Source organism: Streptomyces sp. NPDC090798 (genome assembly GCF_044768965.1).
In the GTDB taxonomy this organism is placed as follows: Bacteria; Actinomycetota; Actinomycetes; order Streptomycetales; family Streptomycetaceae; genus Streptomyces.
The window spans coordinates 297,047-320,090 of the sequence record NZ_JBIVXA010000007.1 but is presented as its reverse complement, the minus strand read 5'-3'; the positions used below and the strand labels follow the sequence as shown (position 1 = coordinate 320,090).

Sequence of the window (23,044 nt, the reverse complement as noted above, 5' to 3'; positions counted from 1 at the left end):
CATCGATGAGCTCAGTGCGGGCCTGTAGGTGTAACCGCGCATCACGGGATGTTGGAGGATCAGGCAACGGCCCGGGTGTCGTCGCCTGTCAGCAGTGCCGCCAGGTCGCCCTTGCCGTTCTGCTCGATCGCCCTCCGGCCGCGGAGGCCCGGCGACAGGGTCGCGGGGCGCACCGCCGCCTCGGCAGGCGCCCCGCCGGCCGATGCTGAACTACTCGCCCGTGTGGGCCAGTTCGATGTCGTGCTCGTCGATGCCGCCGGTGGAGACCGCCACTCCGGTCACCCTCGGCGGATAGCCCCTCGCGATGATCGTGTACTCGCCGCCGTCAAGGTCGGAGAAGGCGTACGCGCCATCCGTGCCGGTCGTCGTGGTGGCGACCACGTTGCCCGCCGCGTCCATCAGCGTGACGTTCGCGTCGCTCAGCGGGACACCCGCGCCGCGCACCGTGCCCCGGACGTTGGCCCCGGGGTGCAGTTCGATCTCGATGTGCGTGGCGCCCGTGGCGCCGATCTCGACGGGCAGGGCGAGCGGGCGGTGCTTGGGGGAGTTGACCGCGAGGGTCACCGTGCCCGGGACCAGGTCCGCGATCGTGAACTCGCCCATGGAGTTTGTCTGTGCGCTGGACAGGACATCACCTCGTACGTCCGTCACGATGACGACCGCACCGACCACCGGCGCCCCGCTGTCAGACCGCACCGCTCCGGTCAGACCGCTGGTGCCGCTCAGCAGGATGTCGTAGGAGACGGGCTCGCCGTTGACGACGATCGTCGAGGCCTGCGGCTGGTGGCCGTCGGAGGAGGCGATCAGGACGTAAGAGCCCGTGCCGGGGGCGTGCACCGCGTAGGCGCCGTCGGCCTGCGCGACCGACCGGCCCAACTGCCGTCCCTCCAAGGAGATCAGCGTCACCGCGGCGCCCGGGACGGATACCTTCTCGGCGCCGCGCACGAAGCCACGTACCGGTATGGCGGGGGTCCCGACGCTCGCGGTGGTGACGAGTTCCTCGCCGACGGTGGAGGCGGGCGGCTTCTCCAGCGTGGTGGCCGGAGCCGTGGGCGTGGCCGGAGCAGGCAACTGCGACGTCGGTGCCGCCGAGCCCGCCGGACGGTGGCGCGGGATGAAGGACGCGACCGCGAAGGCAAGCAGGGCCGCGCCACCGCCGATGGCCAGGACCACCTTGAAGCCGTTCTCGGAGGGCACGGCGACACCGCCGAGGTTGGTGGTCATCTGCGCCAGGATGACGCCGGCGACGGCGCTGGCGGACGAGGTGCCGAGGGAGCGCATCAGGGTGTTGAGGCCGTTGGCGGCACCCGACTGGGACGGCGGCACGGCGCCCATGATGAGCGAGGGCATCGCTCCGTAGGTGAAGCCGATGCCGGAGCCGATGACGCTGGAGACCAGTACGAACTGCCAGATCTCGTTCATCAGCAGAATCTGCAGGCCGTAGCCGGCTGCCACGATCAGGGAGCCGAGCATGAGGCTCGCCTTGGGGCCCCTGGCCCTCGAGAGGGCGGAGGAGAGCGGGGCCATCAGCATCATCACCAGGCCGGACGGCGCCATGACCAGGCCGGCGGTGAGCAGCGACTCACCCAGACCGTATCCGGTCGCCTCAGGCAACTGCAGGAGCTGCGGAATGACCAAGGACATCGCGAACATGCCGAACCCGAGGGCGATCGAGGCGAGGTTGGTGACCAGCACCTGACGACGCGCGGTGGTACGCAGGTCGACGAGCGGCTGCTCGGCGCGCAGCTCGTACCAGCCCCACAGCAGCAGGACGACAACGGACGTGGCGAACAGGCCGAGAGTGGTGATGCCGCCCCAGCCCCAGTCGGCACCCTTGGAGATGGGCAGCAAGAGGCAGATCAGACCGATCGCCATGCCGAGGGCGCCGATCACATCGAGGCTGCCACCGGTGCGCACTTTGGACTCGGGCACCAGGACCAGCACGAGGACGAGGGCGACGGCGCCCAGGGCGCCCGAGCTCCAGAACAGCCAGTGCCAGTCGAAATTGTCGGCGATGACGGCCGCGGCAGGCAGGCCGAGGGCGGCTCCGACGCCGAGGGAAGCGCTCATCAGGGCGGTGGCCGAGCCAAGCCGTTCGGCGGGCAGTTCGTCGCGCATGATGCTGATGCCGAGCGCGATCACACCGCCTGCCATGCCTTGCAGCACGCGCCCGACGATCATCGGAGCGAGGGAGCTGCTGAGCCCTGCGATCACCGAGCCGGTAACCAGCAGCAGCAGGCTGACCAGCAGCATCCTGCGCTTGCCGTACATGTCTCCGAGTCGCCCCATGATCGGGACGGCGACGGCGCCGGCGAGCAGAGTGGCGGTGACGGCCCACGCGGTGTCGGACGCCGGTGCGTTCAGGAGCTTCGGCAGCTCGGGAACGATAGGGATCACCAGCGTCTGCATCAGCGCGACCACGATGCCGCCGAAAGCCAGCACGGCCACGACTGCGTTGGTCCGCGATACCGGCTGCCCTTCGGTCTCGGCGGTTCGGGGTTGTGCGTGGGACATGGTCGGGCCTCCGTAGGGACGATCGGGGTTGCGCGACACAGCACAAGCAATGTACTTGACTAAGTTAAGCAAAACTAAATCGTTTCGCAAGGGCCTCGTGACCCTGGGTCTCGGGAACGGAAACGAGGGCGAATTCGGGGCGGGGGACTGTCTCCCGCAGGGCGGCAATCTCCGCCATGGGCGGAACTCGACGTCGGAGCCCTGTGTCATGGCAGCCGTCTTCATGCTGGGCGCGCCACGAGTGTGATCCCGCCGGAACGGAGCCCGGCTGGATCACGCTCCGCGCACGTCCCGGGACGCGCCGGTTGTTGTCCGGCCGTCCCAGGCGCCCCCGTACGCATCGGCCAGGTGTGAGGCCTCATCGATTCGGATCGGGCCGCACGTTGTCAGGCGCCGAGCCGGTCGCATCCCCTTCGGACGCGTCGGCCGTTCTGTCGGAATCAGCGGCACCGCCTGCCGCCTCGGTGGCAGACGATTCCCTCACTTCGGGTGTGTCGAGGCTCGTGCGCAGGACGACCGGCTTCAGCAGGACCGCCGCGAGGATGCCTAGTGTGGCGATACCGGCTGCGATCAGGAAGATGGTTCCGGTCGCGTCGCCGTAGGCGACGGCGGCCGGTTCGTGATCTTGCGAGATTCCGTTGGTGACCTGACGAGCCAGGACGGCTCCCAGAACGGTGACGCCGAACGTGCCGCCCAGGGAGCGGAAGAAGGTGACCGTGGTGCTGGCCGTGCCGATGTCCTTCATCGGGACGGAGTTCTGGACGACGAGGATGAAGTTCTGCGTGGTCATACCGACGCCGGCGCCGATGCACAGCATCGCGACACTCATGAAGACCAGCGACGTCTGGTGGTCAATGGTGCCGAGCCCGGCGAACCCAGCCGTGAGCAGGACGGAGCCGACGACGACGAACGGCTTGAGCTTTCCGGTCTTGCTGAGCAGCCGGCCCGCGAGGATGGAGGAGACGAGGATGCCGCCCATCATCGGGATCGTCAGCAGTCCCGCCTCGGTGGCCGTGTAGCCGCGGCTGGTCTGGAAGTACTGGCTGAGGTAGACCGAGGCCGCGAACATGGCCGTGCCGGAGGCGAGACTGCCGAGGATGGCCAGCACGGTGGTGCGCTGCTTGATGATGTGCAGGGGCACGATGGGTTCGGCGGCGCGCGTTTCGACCCACATGGCGACGGACAGCAGGACCAGTGCCGCACCGACCATGGCGGCGGTCTGCCAGGAAGCCCAGGCGAACGAGCTGTCGACGAACGAGATCCAGACGAGCAGCACGCTGACGCCCGAGGTGATCAGAGTCGCACCCAGGTAGTCGATCTTCACGTTGTCACGTCGGACGACCGGGAGGCTCAGCGTTCGCTGGAGCAGGACCAGTGCGGCGAGGGCGACCGGGAGGCTGATGAGGAAGCACCACCGCCAGCCCAGCCACGAGGTGTCGACGATGAAACCGCCGAGCAGCGGTCCGCCGATGGTCGACAGGGCCGTGACGCTGCTGAGGTAGCCGCTGTACCGGCCTCGTTCGCGGGGCGGGATCATCGCCGCGATGGCGATCTGGACGAGAGCCTGCACGCCGCCGACACCTACGCCCTGCAGGGCGCGCGAGGCGATGAGCTGCCCGGGAGACTGGCTCACGCCCGCCGCCACCGAGCCGAGTACGAAGACGATGACGGCTATTTGTACGAGGGTCTTCTTGCTGAACAGGTCGGCCAGCTTGCCCCAGATCGGGGTGGTGGCGGTCGTGGTGAGCAGGGTCGCGGTGACGATCCAGGTGTACTGGGTCTGCGAGCCGTGCAACGCGCCGACCATCTTGGGCAGCGCGGTCGAGACCACGGTACTGCTCAGGGTCGCGACGAAGAGCGCGATGAGCAAGCCGCTGAGGGCCACGAGGACCTGTCGTTGGACCTTGGGCTGTGCGTCTGCGGTGACGGACTCGTTGATTGCGGTTGTGCTCATCGCGTGGAAACTCCGGGGACTGTCGAAGAAAGGCGGGGGGGGGGGGAATCGTTGGGCAGGCGTCGGTTCGTGGTTACACGATCACGGTGCGGACACCCTCCTTTCGCTCAAGCAGCTCGACGCCCTCGTCGACCTCGCCGACGAGGAGCTTCGGAGCACCAGAACGCATGGGATCCACGCCGACCCTCAGGTCGGACAACGCCGCACGGCGCGCGTCACAGCCGGTCACCAGCCATGCGCTGCTGCCGTCCCACAGACGGATCTGCGTCAACGGGCCTTCTGCCTGCTGTGCCCTCATCGCGGGCGCCGGATCGAGGGGACACCGCCCGCGCCTGTCGATGTCCTGGTCCGGAACGTCCCCAGAGGTTTCGCTCGTCGCATTTTCTACTGCGCTGGTCACTGCTTACTCTTCGCTCGTCAGGGGCCAGCAAGGAATCGTCGAGTCCGTTGGTTGGCCCGGCCATGCCGGTGCGTAGGCCGGAGCAGGCCAACCCGTGGAGCGCGGCCAGGAAACCGCTCACGGCCTGGGGCTCACGCCCGCCGGGAAGAGCGTGTTCGAGATCCGGCCGCCGCGGAAAGGCGAGGCAGTCCCGCACACCCTCGTGGTGGCCGAGCGGCCACCGGTGACCGGTCGGCCACCACGCTGTGGTCCACGGTCGCTGCGCCACGGCCGACACCAACGCACGCCCTGCGCGCGCCGGTTCGGCATGCCCCGGCACGGGCGCCAGGGTCATTCGACTGCCCACGCCAAGGGCTGGTACGAGCCTCGCGCGTCGCCGCCGGCGGCCACTCCGTCTCCTTCGACTCGACGCCCCCGGAGGTCCAGGCAACACCATCCGGCGACTTAAGTCAACCCGTTGATTTAGTTTCCCTGCCGCCTCGCAGCGACATGCCGAAGCGGTCCGGCGGTTACGGCCCGCCTGGTGGATCAGGTCGCAGAAGAGCAACAGCGGCCGGCAAGCGCAGGCGAAGCCTGCTGAAGATCTCGACAGCACCCCCGGCTTGCACCGATTCGACCCGATTGGCCAAGCCGGGCTACTGGCGTCAAGAGGCTCCTGGCCGAGCGCGTGACCGGTGCCTGCCGCAAGGCAGCGACGGCGTCGATCAGACTGTGCGCCGTCTCGCGCCAACTGGCGCGGGACGCCGACCCGTTGCCCGCGAGGGCACGCTCACGCTCGGCCGCCATCTGCGTGACGAGACGACGCGTCATGGTCGCGCGTTCGGTCTGCACCTCAGCCGGGAGGTCAGGCAGACAGCGCTTCAGACCCTCCAGCAGCTTCTGCATCGACGGCGAGGCGGCCACGAACTCCTCGGTCGTGACAGCGCGCAGGACCGGGTCGTGGTCGCTCACCACCTCGTCCTGGCCAACTTCCGGGCCTGTACCGTTACTTGGTTGTTGCGCCTGCAACTCGACGAGGCCGATCACATCTCCGCCGGCCTCTCCGTAACCGTCTCCATGGCATTGAGTGAACTCAAGGCCACCGCCGGTCTGCTGCGCGGCGCGGGTGACAAGGACAACGCTCGGGGACCCACTCCCGGAGTTGCCGGACTTCCCGATCTGGTCGATTCATCCAGAAAGGCCGGAATCCCGGTCACGGTCATCGGCGAAGGAGATCCCCGGCCGTTGAGTGCCCCGACAGACCTCACGTCGTGTCGCACCCTGCGGAAGGCGCTCACCAACGTCACCAAGCACGCGGGCACCGGCATGACCAAGGTGCGGCTCACCTACGACGGCGACCGGTTGCGGGTCACCGTTGTCAATGGCGGTGCCGTCGAATCCCCGGTGCCGGGCAGCGGTATCGGTCTCCTCGGCATGCGCGAGCGCGCCCCTGCCGTCTCTGGCCGGCAGCACGCCGGCCTCGCCGCGAAGGCGGTTTCGAGGTGGTCACCCAACTTCCGCTGCACTCCCCCGCCGCAGTGGATGCCGCTCGAAGAAGCGCCACATGACGTCCGTGGCGTCGACCTCGGTGGAGACCTTGCCAAGGCCTGGGAAGGCGGCCGGGTAGGGCGATCCCGGCCAGGTGTGTCCACCGTCCGCTATCACGTACATGCTCACGTCCGTGCCATGACGGCAGGCCCGATAGGTGCTGAGAGTGACGTGTTCGGTAAGCCGTGTGCCCCGCGGTCCGATGCGACAACCGTCGAGTTCCGCCCAGCGGTCGAAGGCCGCGGGAACCGAGTACTGCCAGTACGCGGGGCCACCGCCGGCATAGGGATTGACCATGTCCTCCTGCCCGTGGAAGGCCAGGACGGGGACCGGACGCGAAGGGACACAGCCTTCGGGGTCCGGACGGGTCGGATCGGAGGCGTCGGGGTTGCCGGCCCGCAGGCCCGCGACCGGGGCGACGGCGGCGATACGGTCCGCCAGCCGACAGGCGAGGAGAGAGGCCATCCGCGCTCCGCCGGAGAAGCCGGTGGCGTACACGCGCTCCGAGGCGACGCAGAAGCCGTCGGAGATCGCGGTGATGGTGTCGGAGAGGAACCGGACGTCGTCGCGGTCGTCCGGGGAGGGCAGCTGACCTGAGGTGTTCGGCACCCCGGGCAGGACCCAGGTGTAGCCGCCCTCCGAACCGGGCTGCGGAGTACCGCCGTTGGGCACGGCCACCAAGAACCCGTGCTGATCGGCGGCCCGTTCCATGCCGCTGATGACAAGCTGGTCGTTCCCGTTCGAGCCGCTGCCGTGCAGGTTGAGGACGAGCGGGACGGGGTTGCGTCCCGAGTACCCGCGGGGGATATAGAGCGACACCGGGTAGGTGGTTCCGGCAGAGGCGACAAAGACGGTGGTAAGGCCGGGCTCGGCCGGTGTGCAGCGGGGTCCGGCGGATCGGACCGTCTCCACGGCGTCAGCCGGCGCCGCGACGGCGGTGGGAATCGCGAGAGCGGCCGCGGCGGCGAGGAGGCCATGTGCGCGGCGTACGTGTGCGGGACGCAGGAGCACTGGGATTCCTTCCTTGAGGTCCTGGAGGGGAGAAGTGGAGTGCGGGCCGGGGCCAGGGTCAGGAGGACCAGATGGCGCGGACCTGGCTCATGGGGTCGTCGTCGACATGGGGCTCGGCGGACCAGACCATCGCCGCGCGCTCGTCCGCTGTGAAGCGCGGCCACTCCGTGCCCGGATCCTGATCCCGTACGAAGGCCACCCAGGACCGGTGCAAGGCGTCCGCCAATGCCTGTGGTGGCGCGGCCCCCGTCGCCACCGTGACGCCCTCGGCGCCGAGCAGATCGAAGGCGAACGGCAGGTCCAGGCAGTGGAAAGCCGCCCCGTTCACCGGCGACGCCCAACTGAACTCGTAGAGCCAGGTGGGACGGTCACGGGCGGCGCGGGCGGCGGCGACAGCCAGCGCCGGGACCCGGAAGGTGGCATCGGTGAGTGCCTGGCCGAAGTACGCATCCGGTTCGAGGTCCTTGTACGCGGCGCGGAAGGTCTCGGCCCGATCGGGCTCCAGGCCGAGGAAACCCAGGAGTTGGGGCAACGGCGGCGTTTCCGGCAGGTCCGGAAGCACGTTGAACTCGTGCGCGGTACAACCCAGCAGGAGCGGTACGTCGGCGCCGGCGTCGCCTTCGGTGAGGGCTGTGAAGACGGGTTCGGGGATGAGCTCGCCGTCGGCGAACGGTGCAAGGGTCTGCATCGGGGGCAGTCCCTCGCGGTCCGCCCCCGGTGCCAGGAGCCGGCCCTGGAGGTCGAGCAGTTCGTCGCGGCCGAGCCCGCGCAACGCGGCGGCGGTGGCGGGCACTCCGGTGCGTGCGGTGAACAGGCGCGCGGCGGCACGCGCGACATCAGGCCCGTCCGGCCGCATGAGGACGCCGGACGCGGAGATCACCCCGCGGAACAGCCCCCGGGCGGCGGGGACGGCGAGCAGCGTCTGTACGGCACCGCCGCCCGCGGACTGTCCGGCGATCGTCACCTTGGCCGGGTCGCCGCCGAACTTGGCGATGTTGTCGCGGACCCATTCCAGGGCGGCGATCCAGTCCAACACACCGCGGTTGTCCGGGGCGTCGTCGAGGTGGAGGAAGCCCTCGATGCCGAGCCGGTAGCCCAGGGAGACAAGGACCACGCCGTCCCGGCTGAAGGCGGATCCGTCGTACCAGGGGCTGGCCGCCGAGCCGGCGACGTAGCCGCCGCCGTGAATCCAGACCAGGACGGGCAGCGGCTTCTCGGGGGTGGTGTCCGGCGTGAAGACGTTGACGTTGAGGACCGCGTCTCCGGGGATGGTGGGCTCCGGGACGGTGGTGACCTCGGTGATGGGGCGGCGCTGGGCCGTCGGCCCGTACGCGATGGCGTCGAGGGTCTCGGTCCACGGCTGCGGCGCGACCGGCGCGGCGAACCTCAGCTCGCCGACGGGCGGCCGGGCGTACGGGATTCCGAGGAAGCGCAGGCTGCCATCCGCTCGGCGCTCGCCACAGACCGGCCCATGGACGGTGTTGACCTGGGGATACGCCGTACTCATGGGGTCTGCTCCTGATGCTTCGACGGGCACTTGGCACTCCTGACCGGCTTGGTGGCGAAACCCGACGCCCCTTCTGTCAGACGGCGGCCCAGCCGTCGTCGACAGGCAGAACGGCGCCGTTGACGAGAGAGGCGGCGTCGGAGGCCAGGAAGACGATGGCGGCGGCCTGTTCCTCCGCAGACCCCCGTCGGCCGATGTTGGCTCCGATCAACGGGCCTATGACGGTGGGGCCGTGTGCTTCCTGACCGGCGTCCACGTGGATGCTGGTCGCGGTGGGACCGGGGGCGACGGCGTTGGCGCGGATGCCCTGCCCCCTGTACATGACAGACAGGTTCTTCACCAGGCCGACGATGCCGTGCTTGGAAGCGGTGTAGGCGGCGCCCGCCGCGCTGCCGCGCAGAGAGGCCTCGGACGCGGTGAAGACGATCGAGCCGCGTCCCGCGGCCAGCATGTGCGGCAGAACCGCACGGGTCAGCAGGAACGGCGCCGTCAGATTGATCCGGATGACCCGCTCCCACTCGGCATCGTCGGTCTCGCCGAGCGCGGACATGCGGTCCATGATCCCGGCGTTGTTCACCAGAACGTCCAGGCGGCCGAAGGCTCCCACGGCCCGCTCAACGACCGTCTCCACGACCTGCTGGTCACTCAGATCCCCGACGACGGCGAGGGCGACTCCCCCCGTGGCGTCGATCTCCTTGACGGTTTCCTCGGCGCCCACCCGGTCGAGGTCCACGACCAGAACCTTCGCGCCTTCCTGCGCGAACTTCAGAGCCGTGGCCCTGCCGATTCCGGATGCGGCGCCGGTGACGACGACACCACGGCCTTCAAGACCCGTACTGATCATGTGCTGCACCATTTCTCTGTGGACTGCTGTGGACTGCCTGCGGTCTCTCCGTGAGCCTGTCTGCGGCGCCGGTCACGCCTTCAACTGCCACACGCTCCCTTCGCCGTTGGCCGCCAGGAGGAGGGAACCGTCCGGAGCGACGGCGAGGCCGGCGAACGGGCGCGGCGAGCCGGTCATGCCCTGGGTGAACAGCGCGGGTTCGGCGCGGGGAACGGTGTCGGGGGGCCATCCGACCGGCAGGTCCTCGGCATCCACCCTGGTCTCGCCCGTGGTCAGCGAGACAGTCCGCAGCCGCCGGTGTTCGACCTCCACCGTGAACAGCTCGTCGCCGCGCACGGCCAGTCCCTGCGGTGCGCCGAGCCCGTCCGCGACGACCTCCGTCGTTCCGTCCTCCTTGATCCGGAGCACCGCCCCGAGCCGGTCGTCGCTCACATAGCAGCGCCCTACGGTGTCGAAGGCCACGTCCACTGGGTGGTCGAGCCCTTCGGTGAGCACGGTGACGGTGTCGCTGTCGTCGACGGCCACGACCCGGCCGGCGCCCGCCTCGGCGACGACGAGCGAACCATCCGGCCCCACCGTGATGCCGACGGGCTGGTCGAGTCCGGTCGCCCGTTCCCGGGTGGTCCCCTGGTCGGGGTCGTAGGTGTGGACATCGCCGTACTGCGACGTGAGGTGCACGAAACCGGCCGCGTTGGTGACCCCGTGCACGAACGGCGGCAACAGGGTGTGGGAGGTGATGTCGCCCTCGTCGGAGGGCGCCGGGCTCGCCAGCCGGTAGTGGTCGCCCACGTACACCGTGCCGCCGAGGTCGACGGTCACGCCGTAGGGGCCGTCCAGGCCGCGGGGCACGACCTCGCGGGTACGCCCGTCGGGGTGCAGCTCGGTGATGCCTCCGCTGGCGTAGCTGGAGACGAACATGCGGTTCTCCGCGTCGAAGGCCGCGTTGTCCAGGCCCACCAGGCCGCTGGTGACGAGCGTGCGCGAGCCGCTGCCGTGCAGGTCGATACGGGTCACGATGCCTTCCACGCCCCGGGACAGGACATGCAGGACACCGCCCTGGTCGAAGCGGACCGCGACCGGCTCGTGCACGTCCTCGGCGACCATCTCGGGCACCCCGCCGTCCGGCGGAATCCGCCACACCTGGCCCGTCATCATGTGTGGGTAGTACAGCCACCCGTCCGGGCCGAGTTGCATGGCGTTGCCGAGCGCGACCCCTTCGGTGAGCACCACGGCTTCGCCGCCGTCCGGGAACAGCTCCAGCAGACGGCCGCCCGGCCGCATCTCGTTGACGAAGAGCCGGTCGCCGACGCAGGTGATGCCGTTGGGTACCTTCACCTCGTCCGAGACCAGGGTGTACGCGCCCTCGGGACTGCGCCGCCACACCCGGCCGGGGACCAGGTCGGCGATGTACATCGACCCGTCCGCGCCGAAGGCGAGGTCGTCCGGCGACTGCACCGGGCCGTCCATCGGCACGATCACGTCGACATCCCCGGTGGCCGTGTCGACGGCGCTGATCTGCCCGGCGAGGAACTGGGCGACGTACAGGCGCCCGTCCGGACCGAAGGCGACGCCGTTCGAACCCCACAGCCGGTTGGGCGGGTTGAGCCGCCGCGGCTTCCAACGCCCGCTGGTGGCAGACGGGTTGCCGGGCATCTCGCTGAAGCGAGTGATGTACGTGCTGGTCACGCCCGCTCCGCCTCCACGAGCACCTCGTCCATGCCACCGTCCTGGCGCCAGCGTCGGAGCAGTTCGTGGAAGGCCACCGGTCCGTCGGCGTACGCCTCGTTCCGCTCCCGGGGCATGCCCTCGTTGTTGTAGAAGCCGGGGGTGCACTCGGCCTGGAACTTGTGCAGGTCGGGCGCGTTCTTCCGGAGTGTGTCCAGCCAGGCATCCTGGGTCTCGGGGCTGGGCTCGACGTAACGGGCCCGGCGCTTCCGGGCCTGCGCGACCACCTCGGCGACGTGGGTGGCCTGTTCGTCGAGGATGTGGACGAAGTTCACGGACGCCGCGTTCTGCAGCGGGCCCAGCTGGAAGAGGTTCGGGAAGCCGTGGGTGTAGAACCCGTGGAGTGTCTTCGGGCCCTGCGACCACGCCTCGAACAGATGGACGCTTTGGCGTCCGTACACGGGGAGTTGTCCGGAGAGAATCCCCGAGATGCCGACCTCGAAGCCGGTCGCGAAGATGACGCAGTCGACCTCGTACTGCGCGCCGCCGACCACGACGGCGTTCTCGGTGATCCGCTCGACGCCGTGCGTGTCGGCGGTGTCGACAAGGGTGACGTTGGGCCGGTTGAAGGTCTGCAGATAGTTGTCGCTGAACGTGGGCCGCTTGCACATGTAGCGGTACCAGGGCTTGAGCTTCTCGGCCGTGGCCGGGTCCTCGACGATGGCGTCGACCCGGGCGCGAATCTCGTTCATCTTCTGGAAGTCGGCGAGTTCGTAGGCGCGTTCGCGCTCCTCGGCCGGCACATCCTCGTAGGCGTTCGTCGGGATGAGCTTCTCCTGGAGCCGGGCGCTGCTGGTCCAGGCGTCGTTCACCAGGTCCTCGTCCGTCCGGATGCCGGTGACGACCTTGAGGAAGTTCTCCGTGCGGTCCCGCTGCCAGCCGGGCTTCAGTGACCTGGCCCAGTCCGGGTCGGTGGGGCGGTTGTCCCGTACATCGACGGAGGAGGGCGTGCGCTGGAACACGAACAGGTGCTTGGCGTCCTGTCCCAGGTGGGGCACGACCTGGATGGCGGTCGCACCGGTGCCGATCAGGGCGACGCGTTTGTCGGCCAGCCCGTCCAGGCCGCCGTTCGCGTCACCTCCCGTGTAGGCGTAGTCCCAGCGGCTGGTGTGGAAGGTGTGCCCTTTGAAGGTCTCGATGCCGGGGATGCCGGGGAGTTTGGCCTGGCTGAGTGTTCCGGTGGAGACGATCACGTAGCGGGCCCGTATGCGGTCGCCGCGGTCGGTGGAGACGGTCCACTCCGACTCTGCGTCGTCCCAGCGGAGTTCGGTCGCCTGCGTCTGGAAGCAGGCGTTGTCGTAGAGATCGAAGTGCCGGGCGATGGCCTGCGCGTGCTGTCGGATCTCCTCCCCCGGCGCGTACCGCCACTGCGGGACGTAGCCGACTTCCTCCAGCAGCGGGAGGTAGATGTACGACTCGATGTCACAGTGGATGCCCGGGTAGCGGTTCCAGTACCAGGTGCCGCCGAAGGCGCCGCCCTTGTCGATCACCCGGATCGACTCCACGCCCGCCTGTCGCAGCCGGGCCGCGGCGAGCAGTCCGCCGAACCCGCCGCCGACGATCACCGCCTCGACCTGGTCGTGCAGCGGCTCTCGCGTGAACTCCGGGTCGGCGTAGGGGTCTTCGGTGTAGTAGCCGAACTCGCCGCCGGCACCCTGGTATTGGGCGTTGCCGTCGGGGCGGACGCGACGGTCGCGTTCGGCACGGTATCTGGCCCGCAGGGCCTCGGGGTCGAATCCGAGGGCGTCGGGCGAGTGGGGGTGGGTGGCGTTGGAGGAGGTGTGGGGGGCGGACATCAGTGTCCTCTTCCTCTCTGCGGTCCTTAGGGGCTGGCGCCCAGGCCGTCGTGGCGGGGCTGTGGCTCGTCGCCACCGCCGGCCGACATCACCGAACGGCTGGCCGGCCTCAGGGCACGAACGGCGCGGTCCACGCTCGTTCGGTCGTGCCTCTGATGGGCCTGTCACTGCGGAATTCGTCGGACGTCGGCTCGCCGTATGTCCAAGACACGTCTCGGCGATCACGTCGCGAGCATCAAAAATCTATCATCCAAAAAATTTAGTGGCTAGGGTGCCCGCAACACCCCTCACGACCGCACATCGAAGGGCCGCCGCACATGACCGCCAACGTCAACCCGATCATCCCCGGCTTCCACCCGGATCCCTCCATCTGCCGGGCCGGCGAGGACTATTACCTCGTGACCTCCAGCTTCGAGTACTTCCCCGGGGTCCCCGTCTTCCACAGCCGTGACCTCATCGAGTGGGAGCAGGTCGGCAACGTCCTCGACCGGCCGAGCCAGCTGCGGGTACGCCGGGGCCGGGACGGAGCCAACGCAGGCATCTACGCACCCACCATCCGGTACCACGACGGCGAGTTCTGGCTGGCGACGACGAACCGGGACGACGTCATGAAGGGCCACCTCATCGTCCGCTCGAGCGACCCCGCGGGCGAATGGAGCGACCCCGTCCACACGACCGGGGCGATCGGGATCGACCCGGACCTGGCCTGGGACGAGGACGGCACCTGCTACCTGACGTGGTCGCTCCCGGGCGGCATCGCCCAGGCCACCGTGGACCCGTCGACGGGCAAGGTGCTCTCCGAGCCGCGCATCATCTGGACCGGCACCGGCCTGGCCCACACGGAGGGCCCGCACCTGATCCGGCGCGGCGACCTCTGGTACCTCCTGGTGGCCGAGGGCGGCACCGGCCCGGGGCACGGCGTCTGCGTAGCGCGCTCGGACTCCCCCTCCGGCCCGTGGGAGCCGCACCCGGCCAACCCGATCCTCTCGCACCGCAGCACCCAGCACCCAGCACCCGGTGCAGAACACCGGTCACGGCGACCTGGTCGAGCTGCCCGACGGTTCCTGGGCGATGGTGCACCTGGGCGTGCGCCCGCTCGGGTCGTTCCCCGAGTCCCACGTCAACGGGCGCGAGACCTTCCTCACCGGCGTGGACTGGGTGGACGACTGGCCCGTGATCGTCGAGGACCGCTACACCGTCCCGGAGGCACCCACCGCCTTCACCGACGATTTCGGCGCCCCGGAGCTGCACCCGCGCTGGATCGCGCCGGGCACCGACCCACGTTCCTTCGCACTCGCCCGCCTGGGCGAAGGCCTGCGTCTGCTGGCCGGCCGGGTACCCGCCGCGACGGACGCCGAACGGCTCCTGGCCGTCCGGGCACGTGACGCCTCCTGGACCGCGACCGCGACCCTGCCGGAGGGCGACGCGGCCCTGGTCGTACGGATCGACGACGCCCACTGGGCCGCGGTGGAACGCCGGCGCGGCACCCTCTCGGCCCGCGCGGTCATCGGCCCGCTCGACCAGATACTGGCCACCGCCGACGGAATCGCGGCGGAGTACCCGATGGCCCTCCGCGCGGTCGCCCACACCGAGCAGTACAGCTTCGCCAAGGGACCGGACGAGATCCACCTGGGCTACCTGGCCGACGACGAGTTCCGTACGCTCGCCACCATCGACGGCCGCTACATCTCGACCGAGGTCGCCGGAGGCTTCACCGGCCGGGTGATCGGCGTCGAAGCCCTCGGTGCGGACGCGCTCCTCACCCGCTTCACCTACGCTCCCGAGCCCGTCCCGCCCACCGCTTCCTGACACCTCCTCTCCCCCGGCGCCCGGCCTGGGCTCGTCACCACCCGGGGCGAGGAGTCGTCCGGCCGACCCGTGGGCGACGTCGGTGCGGGCCGGATGAACTCATCCGGCCCGCACCTTCGGTCGAGGGTGGCTACCTGTCGTAAGCCGTCCCCGTCCTCACTCCCCCGCCTCCAGGACGCCGCCCTTGCGGGCGACATCGCCGAGCCAGGCCAGACTCGGCTTGGGCGTGCGCTCGAAGGTCTCGCGGTCGACGGCGATGAGTCCGAACGTCGGTGCCCAGTGGCCCCATTCGAAGTTGTCCAGTGCCGACCAGTGCAGATACCCGCGGACGTCGATGCCGTCGGCGACCGCGTCGTACAGGTGCCCCAGCGCCTCGGTGGTGTAGGCGATCCGGCGCGTGTCGTCGGTGGTGGCGATGCCGTTCTCGGTGACGAGCAGCGGGAGGGCCCCCTCCGTGGCCTCCCAGGCGTGCCGCAGCGCGATGCCGAGGGCGTCGGGCCGGTATGCCCAGCCGGTCAGGGTGTTGTCGGGGCTCTCGGGCGCGGGAACGATGCCGTCCTTGTCGACCAACTGGCTCGTGTACGACTGCACGCCCAGGAAGTCGTCCCCGCGGGCGCCGTGGTGGTAGAGGTCCTCCCACGCCCATCGCAGTTCGGCGTGCAGCTTCTCGCTGCCGGGCGTGGGGACGAGCGCCTGCTGCGCCACGGTCCAGCCGACCTTCGCCGAGGTGTGCTCGCGTACGACGGCCACAGCGGCGCGGTGGGCCCGCACCAGGGCCTCGCCGATCTCCACGCTGGGGGACGGCATCCGCATGCCCGCGCCGAGGTTGATGTCGACGCCCTCGGCCACGGCCGCCGACATACCGCTCATCAGGGCCAGGATGTTCGGCTCGTTGATGGTGACGACCCAGTTGACGTCGTGGAGGATCGTGCAGGCGCGCTCCACGTACCGGGAGAACCGGTCGACGGCCGTCGGGCCCGTCCAGCCGCCCTCGTCGGTGAACCAGCGGGGGTTGCTGAAGTGGTGCAGGGTGACGACCGGTTCGAGCCCGAGGCCGCGCGCAGTGTCGATCATGCGACGGTAGTGGGCGAGCTCGGCCTTGGAGAACTGCCCGGGCTCCGGCTCGATGCGGGCCCACTCGATGCCGAACCGGTAGGCGTTCAAGCCCGCTTCGGACAGCAGCCGCATGTCCTCGCCGTAGCGGTGGTAGCTGTCGAGGGCGTCACCGCTGAGTTCCAGACGGCCCTCGCTCTGGCGCTCCATCCGCCACCAGTCGCTGTTGAGGTTGTTGCCCTCGATCTGGTGCGGCGAGGTGGACGCACCCCACAGGAAGTCGGGGCGAAGGTCGGGGGTGCGGCTCATCGGGTTGCCTCCAGGATCTCGGTCAGGTCGTCGGTGGTCACGGGGACACCGGGGAAATGCAGGTACTGGCGGGCGGGAATGGACGCCACCATGTCCATGAGGTCGCTGTCGGCCTCCGCCTGAAGGCGCTGTTCCTCGGTCGCCCCGGCCATGAGCGCTTCTTGAAGCAGCGGGCCGGCCACCGGGTGGGCGAACCAGTCGCCGATGGCGGAGTCAAGGGACAGGGGTGTGGCATCGGCGTCGCCGGTGAGAGTGATCGTCTGTTCGGCGACGATGCGGGCGGCGCTCTCGCCGATCTGCACCGTGTACGCGCCCGGGGCGACCGTCCAGCCGCCGCCTTCTATGCCGTAGTAGGCGAACGCGCGGCGCTCCAGCGGGAGTTCAACGGTGCGGGACTCCCCCGGCCGCAGGGCGACCTTGGTGAAGGCACGCAGTTCGCGTGCGGGACGGCGGACCCGGCCGGCGGTGGTGGCCACGTAGACTTGGACGACGTGCTTGCCGGCCCGCTCGCCGGTGTTGGTCACCCGCAGACGGACGGTGGCGGTGTCGTCCCCGGTGACGTCGACCGACAGCTCCGCCGTCTCGAAGGCGGTGTAGCTCAGCCCGTGTCCGAACGGGTAGCGGACGGCGCGTCCGACAGTCTCGTAGTGGCGGTAGCCGACCATCACGCCCTCGCCGTAGCGGACATGGCCCGCTTCACCGGGGAAGGTGAGGTAGCTGGGGTTGTCCTCCAGCCGCAGCGGGATGCTCTCGGCCAGGTGGCCGGACGGGTTGACGGCGCCGGACAGCACGTCCGCGAGGGCACCGCCCGAGGCCTGTCCGAGGAGCCAGCCCGCCACGATCGCGTCGACGTCGTCGTGCCACCCCTCCAGGGACACCACGCCACCGGACGAGAGCACGACCACCGTGCGCGGGGCGACGGCCGCCACCGCACGCACCAGTTCCACCTGGTCCGCGGGCAGGTCGAGGTGCTCGCGGTCGGAGCCCTCGGTCTCGCCGCGCAGACCGACGAACACCACGGCGACCTCGACCCCACAGGCGGCCCGTACGGCCTCCTCGCGCAACGCCTCCGCGTCCCCTCCCCCGCCGGTCGTGAACCCGGCCGCGTACGTGACGGGGTGGCCGAGGGCCTGGCTCTCCTCCAACGGGGTGTCGACACGGGTGGCGTTGATGAGCGAGCTGCCACCGCCTTGGAACTGCGGGTCGGCGGCGAACTCGCCGATGACAGCGAGGCGTACTCCCTCCGCGAGCGGCAGGGTGTACTTGTCGTTCTTCAGCAGGACTATGCAGTCCGCGGCCAACTCGCGTGCCAGGTCGTGGTGTTCGGCGGGTACGGCCGCATCGGTCTCCGAGATGACGGCCAGTTGGGCGAGGCCGGCCACACGCCGTACGCTCGCGTCGACCAATGCCTCGTCCAGGGCACCATCACGCACCGCCCGCACGATCGCCGCGTCGTGGACGGCGTCCGGACCGGGCATCTGCAGATCAAGGCCCGCGGCCAGCGCCGCCACCCGGTCACCGACGCCGCCCCAGTCCGAGACGACCGCGCCCTCGAAACCCCACTCCGTGCGCAGGACGTCGGTGAGCAGCCATCTGTTCTCCGAGGCCGGGACGCCGTTGATCCGGTTGTAGGCGGCCATGACGGCGGCCGGGCGCGCTTCGGTGACGATGCGTTCGAAGGCTGCCAGGTAGATCTCGCGCAGGGTGCGCTCGTCGACCTCGGCGCTGACGCGCATGCGGTCGGTCTCCTGGTTGTTGGCCGCGAAGTGCTTGACCGTCGCGCCCACGCCCTGGGCCTGGAGGCCCCGCACGAACGCGGCGCCCAGCACACCGGACAGGAGCGGGTCTTCGGAGTAGTACTCGAAGTTGCGCCCGCACAACGGGGACCGCTTGATGTTAACGCCGGGGCCCAGGACGACTCCGACGCCAAGCGCACGGGCCTCCCTGCCCACCGCCTCCCCCACCCGTGCGGAGAGCTCGCCGTCCCAGCTGGATCCGACAGCGACGGCCGGGGGGAAGCAGGTGGCCGGCTCGCTCGCGTGGAACCCCAGGTGGTCGGCGCCCGCCTTCTGACGGCGGATCCCGTGCGGACCGTCGGTCAGCACCACCGCGGGCACACCCGCCTCGTCGAGCGGCTGAGTGGACCAGAAGTCCCCTCCTGAGAGCAGGGACGCCTTCCTCTCCAGGGGGAGGGTGGCCGGATCGGGCTGCTGCATGTGCGGGGTCCCTTCCGAGGGTGCGACGACGGCATCGCAGGTCTGGGGGGCGAGAGGGCTCGGGTTCAGCCACCCGAAGGTCACAGAAATGTTTCCGTGTCGAAAATCTATCACTCAAAAAAATTAAGAGCTAGCCTGCGCGCTGGGAGCAAAAGGGCTCCACCCGCACGAAAGGCCGGGGTGCCGCATGACACTCAACGTCGAGTCACCGCACCAAGAAGACAATGCCGGGAAGGCCGGTTTCGGCGCGCGGTTCGCACTCATCCTGATCGCTCTACTGTGGGCGTCCCAGCTGAACGGCCTCATCGGCCTGATGAGCTCGAACGCCCAGTCCGAGATCGCGATCCACTACCACACCACCCAGATCGCCTGGTTCGGCCAGGTCGGCCTGCTGGTCGGCGTCTTCTCCACGCCGTTCATCGTCAAGGCCGCCGGAATGTACGGCAAGAAGCGCGTGCTGACCGTCATCACCGCGCTCGGCCTGGCCGGCGACCTGATCGCAGCCTTCTCCACGAACTATGAGACCTTGCTCATCGGGCGCGCCGTCTCGGGCTTCTACGGTCCCTCTATCGCGCTCGTCTACGCACTGGCCCGGGACGTGTTCCCGCCCAAGCTGGTCGGTCCGGCCAGCGGCCTCCTCGGCGGCGGTATGGGTGTGCTGGCCCTGGGCGGACCGTTCCTGTCCGGCTGGGTCCTCGACGACTTCGGCTACCGCGGCGTCCTGTGGTTCATGGTGATATCCACTGCGATCAGCCTTGTGGCTCTGCTGCTCATCGTGCCCGAGAGCCCGGTGCGAGAGGCCCGCACCCGCATCGACTGGCTCGGCGGGATCCTGCTGGGCGGCGGTCTGACGTCCGTCATCTACGGCGTCGGCAAGGGCGAGGAGTGGGGCTGGACGAGCGGCGAGACCCTGGGCTTCATCGGAGCCGGCCTCGTGGCCGTTCTCGCGTTCGTGCAGGTCGAGCGCAAGATCGCCCATGCGATGTTCCCCATATCCCTGCTCGGGCGTCGCCGGGTGTGGTCCACGTTCCTGGTCACGGGCCTCGCCATGGGAGCGGTATTCGCCCAGGGCACCGTGCTGAACCTGCTCCTGCTCATGCCGAACATCCCGGGTCTGTCCGACGGCCTGGGCTGGTCCGCCACGAAGGTGGCCTGGGTCGGTGCGCCCAACAGCATCATCCTCATCGCGGTCTCGGTGGCGACCGGCGTTCTCGTCCGGCGCATCGACTCGCGGGTGCTGCTCGCCGTCGGCGGCACCCTGGCGGCCGCTGGTACCACCCTCACGTCCCAGTTCCACCACAGCGTCGGCCAGATCATGGCCACCGGCGCGGTCGGCTCGATCGGCATTGGCATCATCGTGGCCCTGGTCCCCATCATGGTCATCGAATCGGTGAAGCCTGAGGAGCAGGCGCTGGGCAACGGCGCGCAGAACATGATGCAGGGGGTCATGCAGGGCGTGCTGACCCAGGTGGCCTTCGTGGTCGTCGCGCAGAACAGCAACGTGATGAAGGGCACCGCCTTCTATGTCGACGACAGCTTCAGTAAGGGATTCCTGCTGTTCGCCGGCGTGATCGCGGTCGGCACCGTGCTCATCGCGCTGATCCCGAAGGCCAAGAGCCTCGACGAGGCAAAGGTCGGCCAGGCCGTCTGACCTCCTCCGCGACCGCGGTCCCCTTTCCCCTGGTCTCGGCCGACTCCGACTCCCCGTCGGAGCCGGCCGAGACCGCGGGGATCCGTGCTTCCTCCAGCGGGACAGCCCCGGCGGGTGAGCCCACTTCATGCCGTACTCACCCTGCCGAGCCGCGACCAGACCTGCCACGTTCATCTCGAAGGGAGACCCGTGTCCCGCAATCCCGAATCCGCGCCCCGGCCGGCGACAGTGACGGCCGCGGCCGTCCCTGGCCCGTGGCCCGTCGCTTCCCCGCCGTCCCCCGGTACAGAGGACAGGTCCAGCCGCCTATCGCAGGTGCCGGAGGAGGTGACGACACACGAGTTCGACGCCACGGCCCAGTGGATCGGCCGGGACAATCCCGTCCCTCGCCCGTCTCCCGGCGGGCAGCCTCCCGCGCCGTTGCTGCGGCGGGACTTCCGGCTCGCGGACCGGCCCGAGCGGGCCGAACTGCACATCGCCGGCCTGGGCTACTCCGTGGCCGAGATCAACGGCCGCGCGGTGAGCGACGCGTTGCTCGATCCGCCGCCCTCCCAGTACGACAGGACGGCGTACTCACGGACGATCGACGTCACGGAGCTGCTGCACGAGGGCGAGAACACCCTCGGTGTCGTGCTCGGCCGTTCCTACGTCTCCGGCGTCGGAAGCCCCGACGCGGTATGGGCCTGCGAACCGCGCCTCCTGGCCCAGCTCGACATCGTTCTGCGAAACGGCGGGACGCAACGGATCGTCAGCGACCGCACCTGGCAGATGGCCGACGGGCCCATCCGGGATTGGATGTTCCTCGGCGAGCACTACGACGCCCGGGCCGAGAAGCCTGGCTGGACGACGCCCTCGTACGACGCCTCGTCCTGGCAGGCGGCACCGGAACAGCCCGCGCCCACGCGGAGCGTGGTCCCGGCACTGATGCCGCCGGTGCGGATCGCGGACACGTTCGGTCCCGTCGCGGAAACCCGGTCACAGTCCGGCACGAGGGTGTACGACTTCGGCAGGATCACGGCCGGCTGGGCCCGGACAGCCGTCGAGGGCAGGCGCGGCACGACGGTGACACTGACATACGGCCAGACCCTCAACGACGACGGCACGGTCTACACATGGCTGCCGGACATGCACATCGACACCTACACCCTGAGCGGCGAGGGCCGTGAGGTGTGGGAGCCCCGCTTCACGCGGCACGGCTTCCAGTACGTCGAGGTGTCCTTCCCCGACGACGCCGTCGACACGTTCCGGATCGAGGCCCGGGAGAACCACACGGCGCTCGAGACGACAGGCCGGTTCGACTGCGGCAGCACCCTGCTCAACCGGATCCACGAGAACCAGCGCCGCAGCCTGCTGCTCAACCACTGGGGATTCCCCACCGACACCTCCTGGCGTGACCGGCAGGGCTGGACCGCCGACACGGCGCTGTTCATGGACGGGGCGATCCTCAACTTCGCGGGAGTCGCCGAGGTCTACGAACGGTTCCTGCGTTCGCTGCGCGACGCGCGGCTGCCGGACGGTGCGACGCCGATCTACGCACCCTTCGGGCGCGAGACCTCGCTCTACAACGACCCGTCCTGGTCGGGCATGCTGGTGCTGATTCCCTGGACGCTGTACCAGCACTACGGGGATCCGAAGTACCTGAGGGACAACTACGAGGCCATGGTCACCTGGATGAACCTCATGGACGCCCTCATCCTCAAGTCCGGCGACCTGTACGACGGTTACTCCTTCGGAGACCACTCCTCCCCGGGGACCGAGGACGCCGGCACCGTGGCCCTCAGTTCCCCGGAGGGCGGTGCCATCACAGCGAACGGGCACCTCTACCTGGAAGCGCGGACACTGGCCCGTATCGCTCGACTGCTGGATCGTCCCGCGGACGCCCCGAGGTACGACGCAATGGCCGACCGTATCGCCACTTCGTTCAACGCGGCCTACTTCGATGCTGCGGCGAACGTCTACGCGACCCCGGCCCAACAGGGCTACCGGCAGACCTCCAACCTGGTGCCGCTGGCCTTCGGCCTCGTCCCCGCCGGCCACGAGGAAGCGGTGCTGGCCAACTTGGTCGCCGACCTGGCGGCAAGGGGCCACCGCCTCAACACCGGAGCGATCGGCACCAAGCTCCTCCTTCCGGTGCTCACCGAGCACGGGCTGGGCGATCTCGCCTACGAGGTAGCCACCCGGACCGAGTATCCGAGCTGGGGATACTGGGTGGGCGAGGGAGCGACCGCGTCGTGGGAGACCTGGAGCCACAAAGGCCCGGAACAGACCCTCGACCACCCGTTCCTGGGCACCGTCGAGGACTGGCTCTTCATGCACCTCGCCGGCATCCAGGCAGCCGCGCCCGGCTACAGCGAGGTCCGCATCGCACCCGTGATCCCCGCCGACCTGGACCACGTATCCGCGAGCGTCACCACCCCGCACGGCCGGGTGTCCTCGAACTGGCTGCAGGACAACGGCCGCCTGACCCTGACCGTGAACGTCCCACCCGGCCTTCCGACCGAGATCCGGTTGCCCTTCCCCGAAGATGACGTGGAAGTCGTCGACGGGCAAGCCGCTGTGGCGGACGCGCAGGCCGGACGCACCACGTACCGGACCACCGCAGCGCGGACGGTCCTGCGGACTCGCTGACCGTGGCACACCCCACCACGAGACGACGACGCCATGAACATCAACTGCCCGGCCCCGCCCACCGACAGCGGCTGCCGAAGCGCTCAGCCGCCCGCCCGGG

General features: G+C 69.5%; 14 protein-coding genes and 1 pseudogene. 4 read left to right on the top strand and 11 right to left on the bottom strand.

Going from position 1 to position 23,044, the window contains the following annotated elements; all coding sequences use genetic code 11:
• Positions 1–210: 210 nt before the first annotated feature.
• The 9 genes from ACIQTP_RS18185 to ACIQTP_RS18145 form a co-directional block, all read right to left on the bottom strand.
• Positions 211–2,514 (bottom strand): MFS transporter, encoded by a 2,304-nt coding sequence (locus tag ACIQTP_RS18185; protein WP_390931053.1) that lies wholly within the window; start codon positions 2,512–2,514, stop codon positions 211–213.
• A gap of 358 nt (positions 2,515–2,872) precedes the next feature.
• Positions 2,873–4,468: an MFS transporter gene (locus ACIQTP_RS18180; protein WP_390931052.1), complete on the bottom strand. Its 1,596-nt coding sequence runs from the start codon at positions 4,466–4,468 to the stop codon at positions 2,873–2,875.
• 73 nt (positions 4,469–4,541) lie between these two features.
• Positions 4,542–4,868 carry a hypothetical protein gene (locus ACIQTP_RS18175; protein WP_403400938.1) on the bottom strand — a complete coding sequence of 109 codons (327 nt, stop codon included), beginning with the start codon at positions 4,866–4,868 and terminating at the stop codon, positions 4,542–4,544.
• A gap of 528 nt (positions 4,869–5,396) precedes the next feature.
• A complete protein-coding gene (locus ACIQTP_RS18170) occupies positions 5,397–5,894 on the bottom strand; it encodes a hypothetical protein (protein ID WP_403400936.1) in 498 nt (165 codons plus the stop codon).
• Positions 5,895–6,353: 459 nt separating this feature from the next.
• Entirely contained in the window at positions 6,354–7,406 is a 1,053-nt protein-coding gene (locus ACIQTP_RS18165) for an alpha/beta hydrolase family esterase (RefSeq protein WP_403400935.1), read from the bottom strand.
• A gap of 58 nt (positions 7,407–7,464) precedes the next feature.
• On the bottom strand, positions 7,465–8,913 hold the full coding sequence (locus tag ACIQTP_RS18160; protein WP_403400933.1) for a carboxylesterase/lipase family protein: 1,449 nt from the start codon (positions 8,911–8,913) through the stop codon (positions 7,465–7,467).
• A 76-nt stretch (positions 8,914–8,989) separates the two neighbouring features.
• Positions 8,990–9,757 (bottom strand): SDR family NAD(P)-dependent oxidoreductase, encoded by a 768-nt coding sequence (locus ACIQTP_RS18155; RefSeq protein ID WP_390931038.1) that lies wholly within the window; start codon positions 9,755–9,757, stop codon positions 8,990–8,992.
• A gap of 72 nt (positions 9,758–9,829) precedes the next feature.
• A complete protein-coding gene (locus ACIQTP_RS18150; protein ID WP_403401049.1) occupies positions 9,830–11,410 on the bottom strand; it encodes an SMP-30/gluconolactonase/LRE family protein in 1,581 nt (526 codons plus the stop codon).
• Between the two features lie 29 nt (positions 11,411–11,439).
• The gene (locus ACIQTP_RS18145; RefSeq protein ID WP_403400930.1) at positions 11,440–13,278 is read right to left on the bottom strand and encodes a flavin-containing monooxygenase; all 1,839 of its coding nucleotides are present in this window, start codon (positions 13,276–13,278) and stop codon (positions 11,440–11,442) included.
• Between the two features lie 317 nt (positions 13,279–13,595).
• On the opposite strand from ACIQTP_RS18145, the pseudogene ACIQTP_RS18140 reads away from it, so the two are divergent.
• Positions 13,596–14,391 (top strand): annotated as a pseudogene (locus ACIQTP_RS18140) (glycoside hydrolase family 43 protein); the annotation flags it as partial.
• The gene (locus ACIQTP_RS18135) at positions 14,365–15,087 is read left to right on the top strand and encodes a hypothetical protein (protein WP_403401047.1); all 723 of its coding nucleotides are present in this window, start codon (positions 14,365–14,367) and stop codon (positions 15,085–15,087) included. The pseudogene ACIQTP_RS18140 and the gene ACIQTP_RS18135, both read left to right, overlap by 27 nt.
• 156 nt (positions 15,088–15,243) lie before the next feature.
• Here the strand turns inward: ACIQTP_RS18135 and ACIQTP_RS18130 are convergent, their stop codons facing one another.
• Together ACIQTP_RS18130 and ACIQTP_RS18125 are read right to left on the bottom strand one after the other, a co-directional pair.
• Positions 15,244–16,449 carry a family 1 glycosylhydrolase gene (locus ACIQTP_RS18130; protein ID WP_390931033.1) on the bottom strand — a complete coding sequence of 402 codons (1,206 nt, stop codon included), beginning with the start codon at positions 16,447–16,449 and terminating at the stop codon, positions 15,244–15,246.
• Positions 16,446–18,665 carry a glycoside hydrolase family 3 C-terminal domain-containing protein gene (locus ACIQTP_RS18125; protein ID WP_403400928.1) on the bottom strand — a complete coding sequence of 740 codons (2,220 nt, stop codon included), beginning with the start codon at positions 18,663–18,665 and terminating at the stop codon, positions 16,446–16,448. The genes ACIQTP_RS18130 and ACIQTP_RS18125 overlap by 4 nt, the downstream gene beginning before the upstream one ends.
• A gap of 187 nt (positions 18,666–18,852) precedes the next feature.
• Between ACIQTP_RS18125 and ACIQTP_RS18120 the strand changes: the two genes are divergently transcribed.
• Positions 18,853–20,316, top strand: coding sequence for an MFS transporter (locus ACIQTP_RS18120; RefSeq protein ID WP_403400926.1), 1,464 nt, complete (start codon positions 18,853–18,855; stop codon positions 20,314–20,316).
• A 327-nt stretch (positions 20,317–20,643) separates the two neighbouring features.
• Positions 20,644–22,944 carry a family 78 glycoside hydrolase catalytic domain gene (locus ACIQTP_RS18115; protein WP_403400925.1) on the top strand — a complete coding sequence of 767 codons (2,301 nt, stop codon included), beginning with the start codon at positions 20,644–20,646 and terminating at the stop codon, positions 22,942–22,944.
• Positions 22,945–23,044: the final 100 nt, after the last annotated feature.

Coding starts and splice junctions, on each gene's coding strand:
- ACIQTP_RS18150 (WP_403401049.1), bottom strand. CDS start 11,410: ATGCCCGGCAACCCGTCTGCCACCAGCGGGCGTTGGAAGCCGCGGCGG.
- ACIQTP_RS18155 (WP_390931038.1), bottom strand. CDS start 9,757: ATGATCAGTACGGGTCTTGAAGGCCGTGGTGTCGTCGTCACCGGCGCC.
- ACIQTP_RS18160 (WP_403400933.1), bottom strand. CDS start 8,913: ATGAGTACGGCGTATCCCCAGGTCAACACCGTCCATGGGCCGGTCTGT.
- ACIQTP_RS18125 (WP_403400928.1), bottom strand. CDS start 18,665: ATGCAGCAGCCCGATCCGGCCACCCTCCCCCTGGAGAGGAAGGCGTCC.
- ACIQTP_RS18180 (WP_390931052.1), bottom strand. CDS start 4,468: ATGAGCACAACCGCAATCAACGAGTCCGTCACCGCAGACGCACAGCCC.
- ACIQTP_RS18130 (WP_390931033.1), bottom strand. CDS start 16,449: ATGAGCCGCACCCCCGACCTTCGCCCCGACTTCCTGTGGGGTGCGTCC.
- ACIQTP_RS18145 (WP_403400930.1), bottom strand. CDS start 13,278: ATGTCCGCCCCCCACACCTCCTCCAACGCCACCCACCCCCACTCGCCC.
- ACIQTP_RS18120 (WP_403400926.1), top strand. CDS start 18,853: ATGACACTCAACGTCGAGTCACCGCACCAAGAAGACAATGCCGGGAAG.
- ACIQTP_RS18185 (WP_390931053.1), bottom strand. CDS start 2,514: ATGTCCCACGCACAACCCCGAACCGCCGAGACCGAAGGGCAGCCGGTA.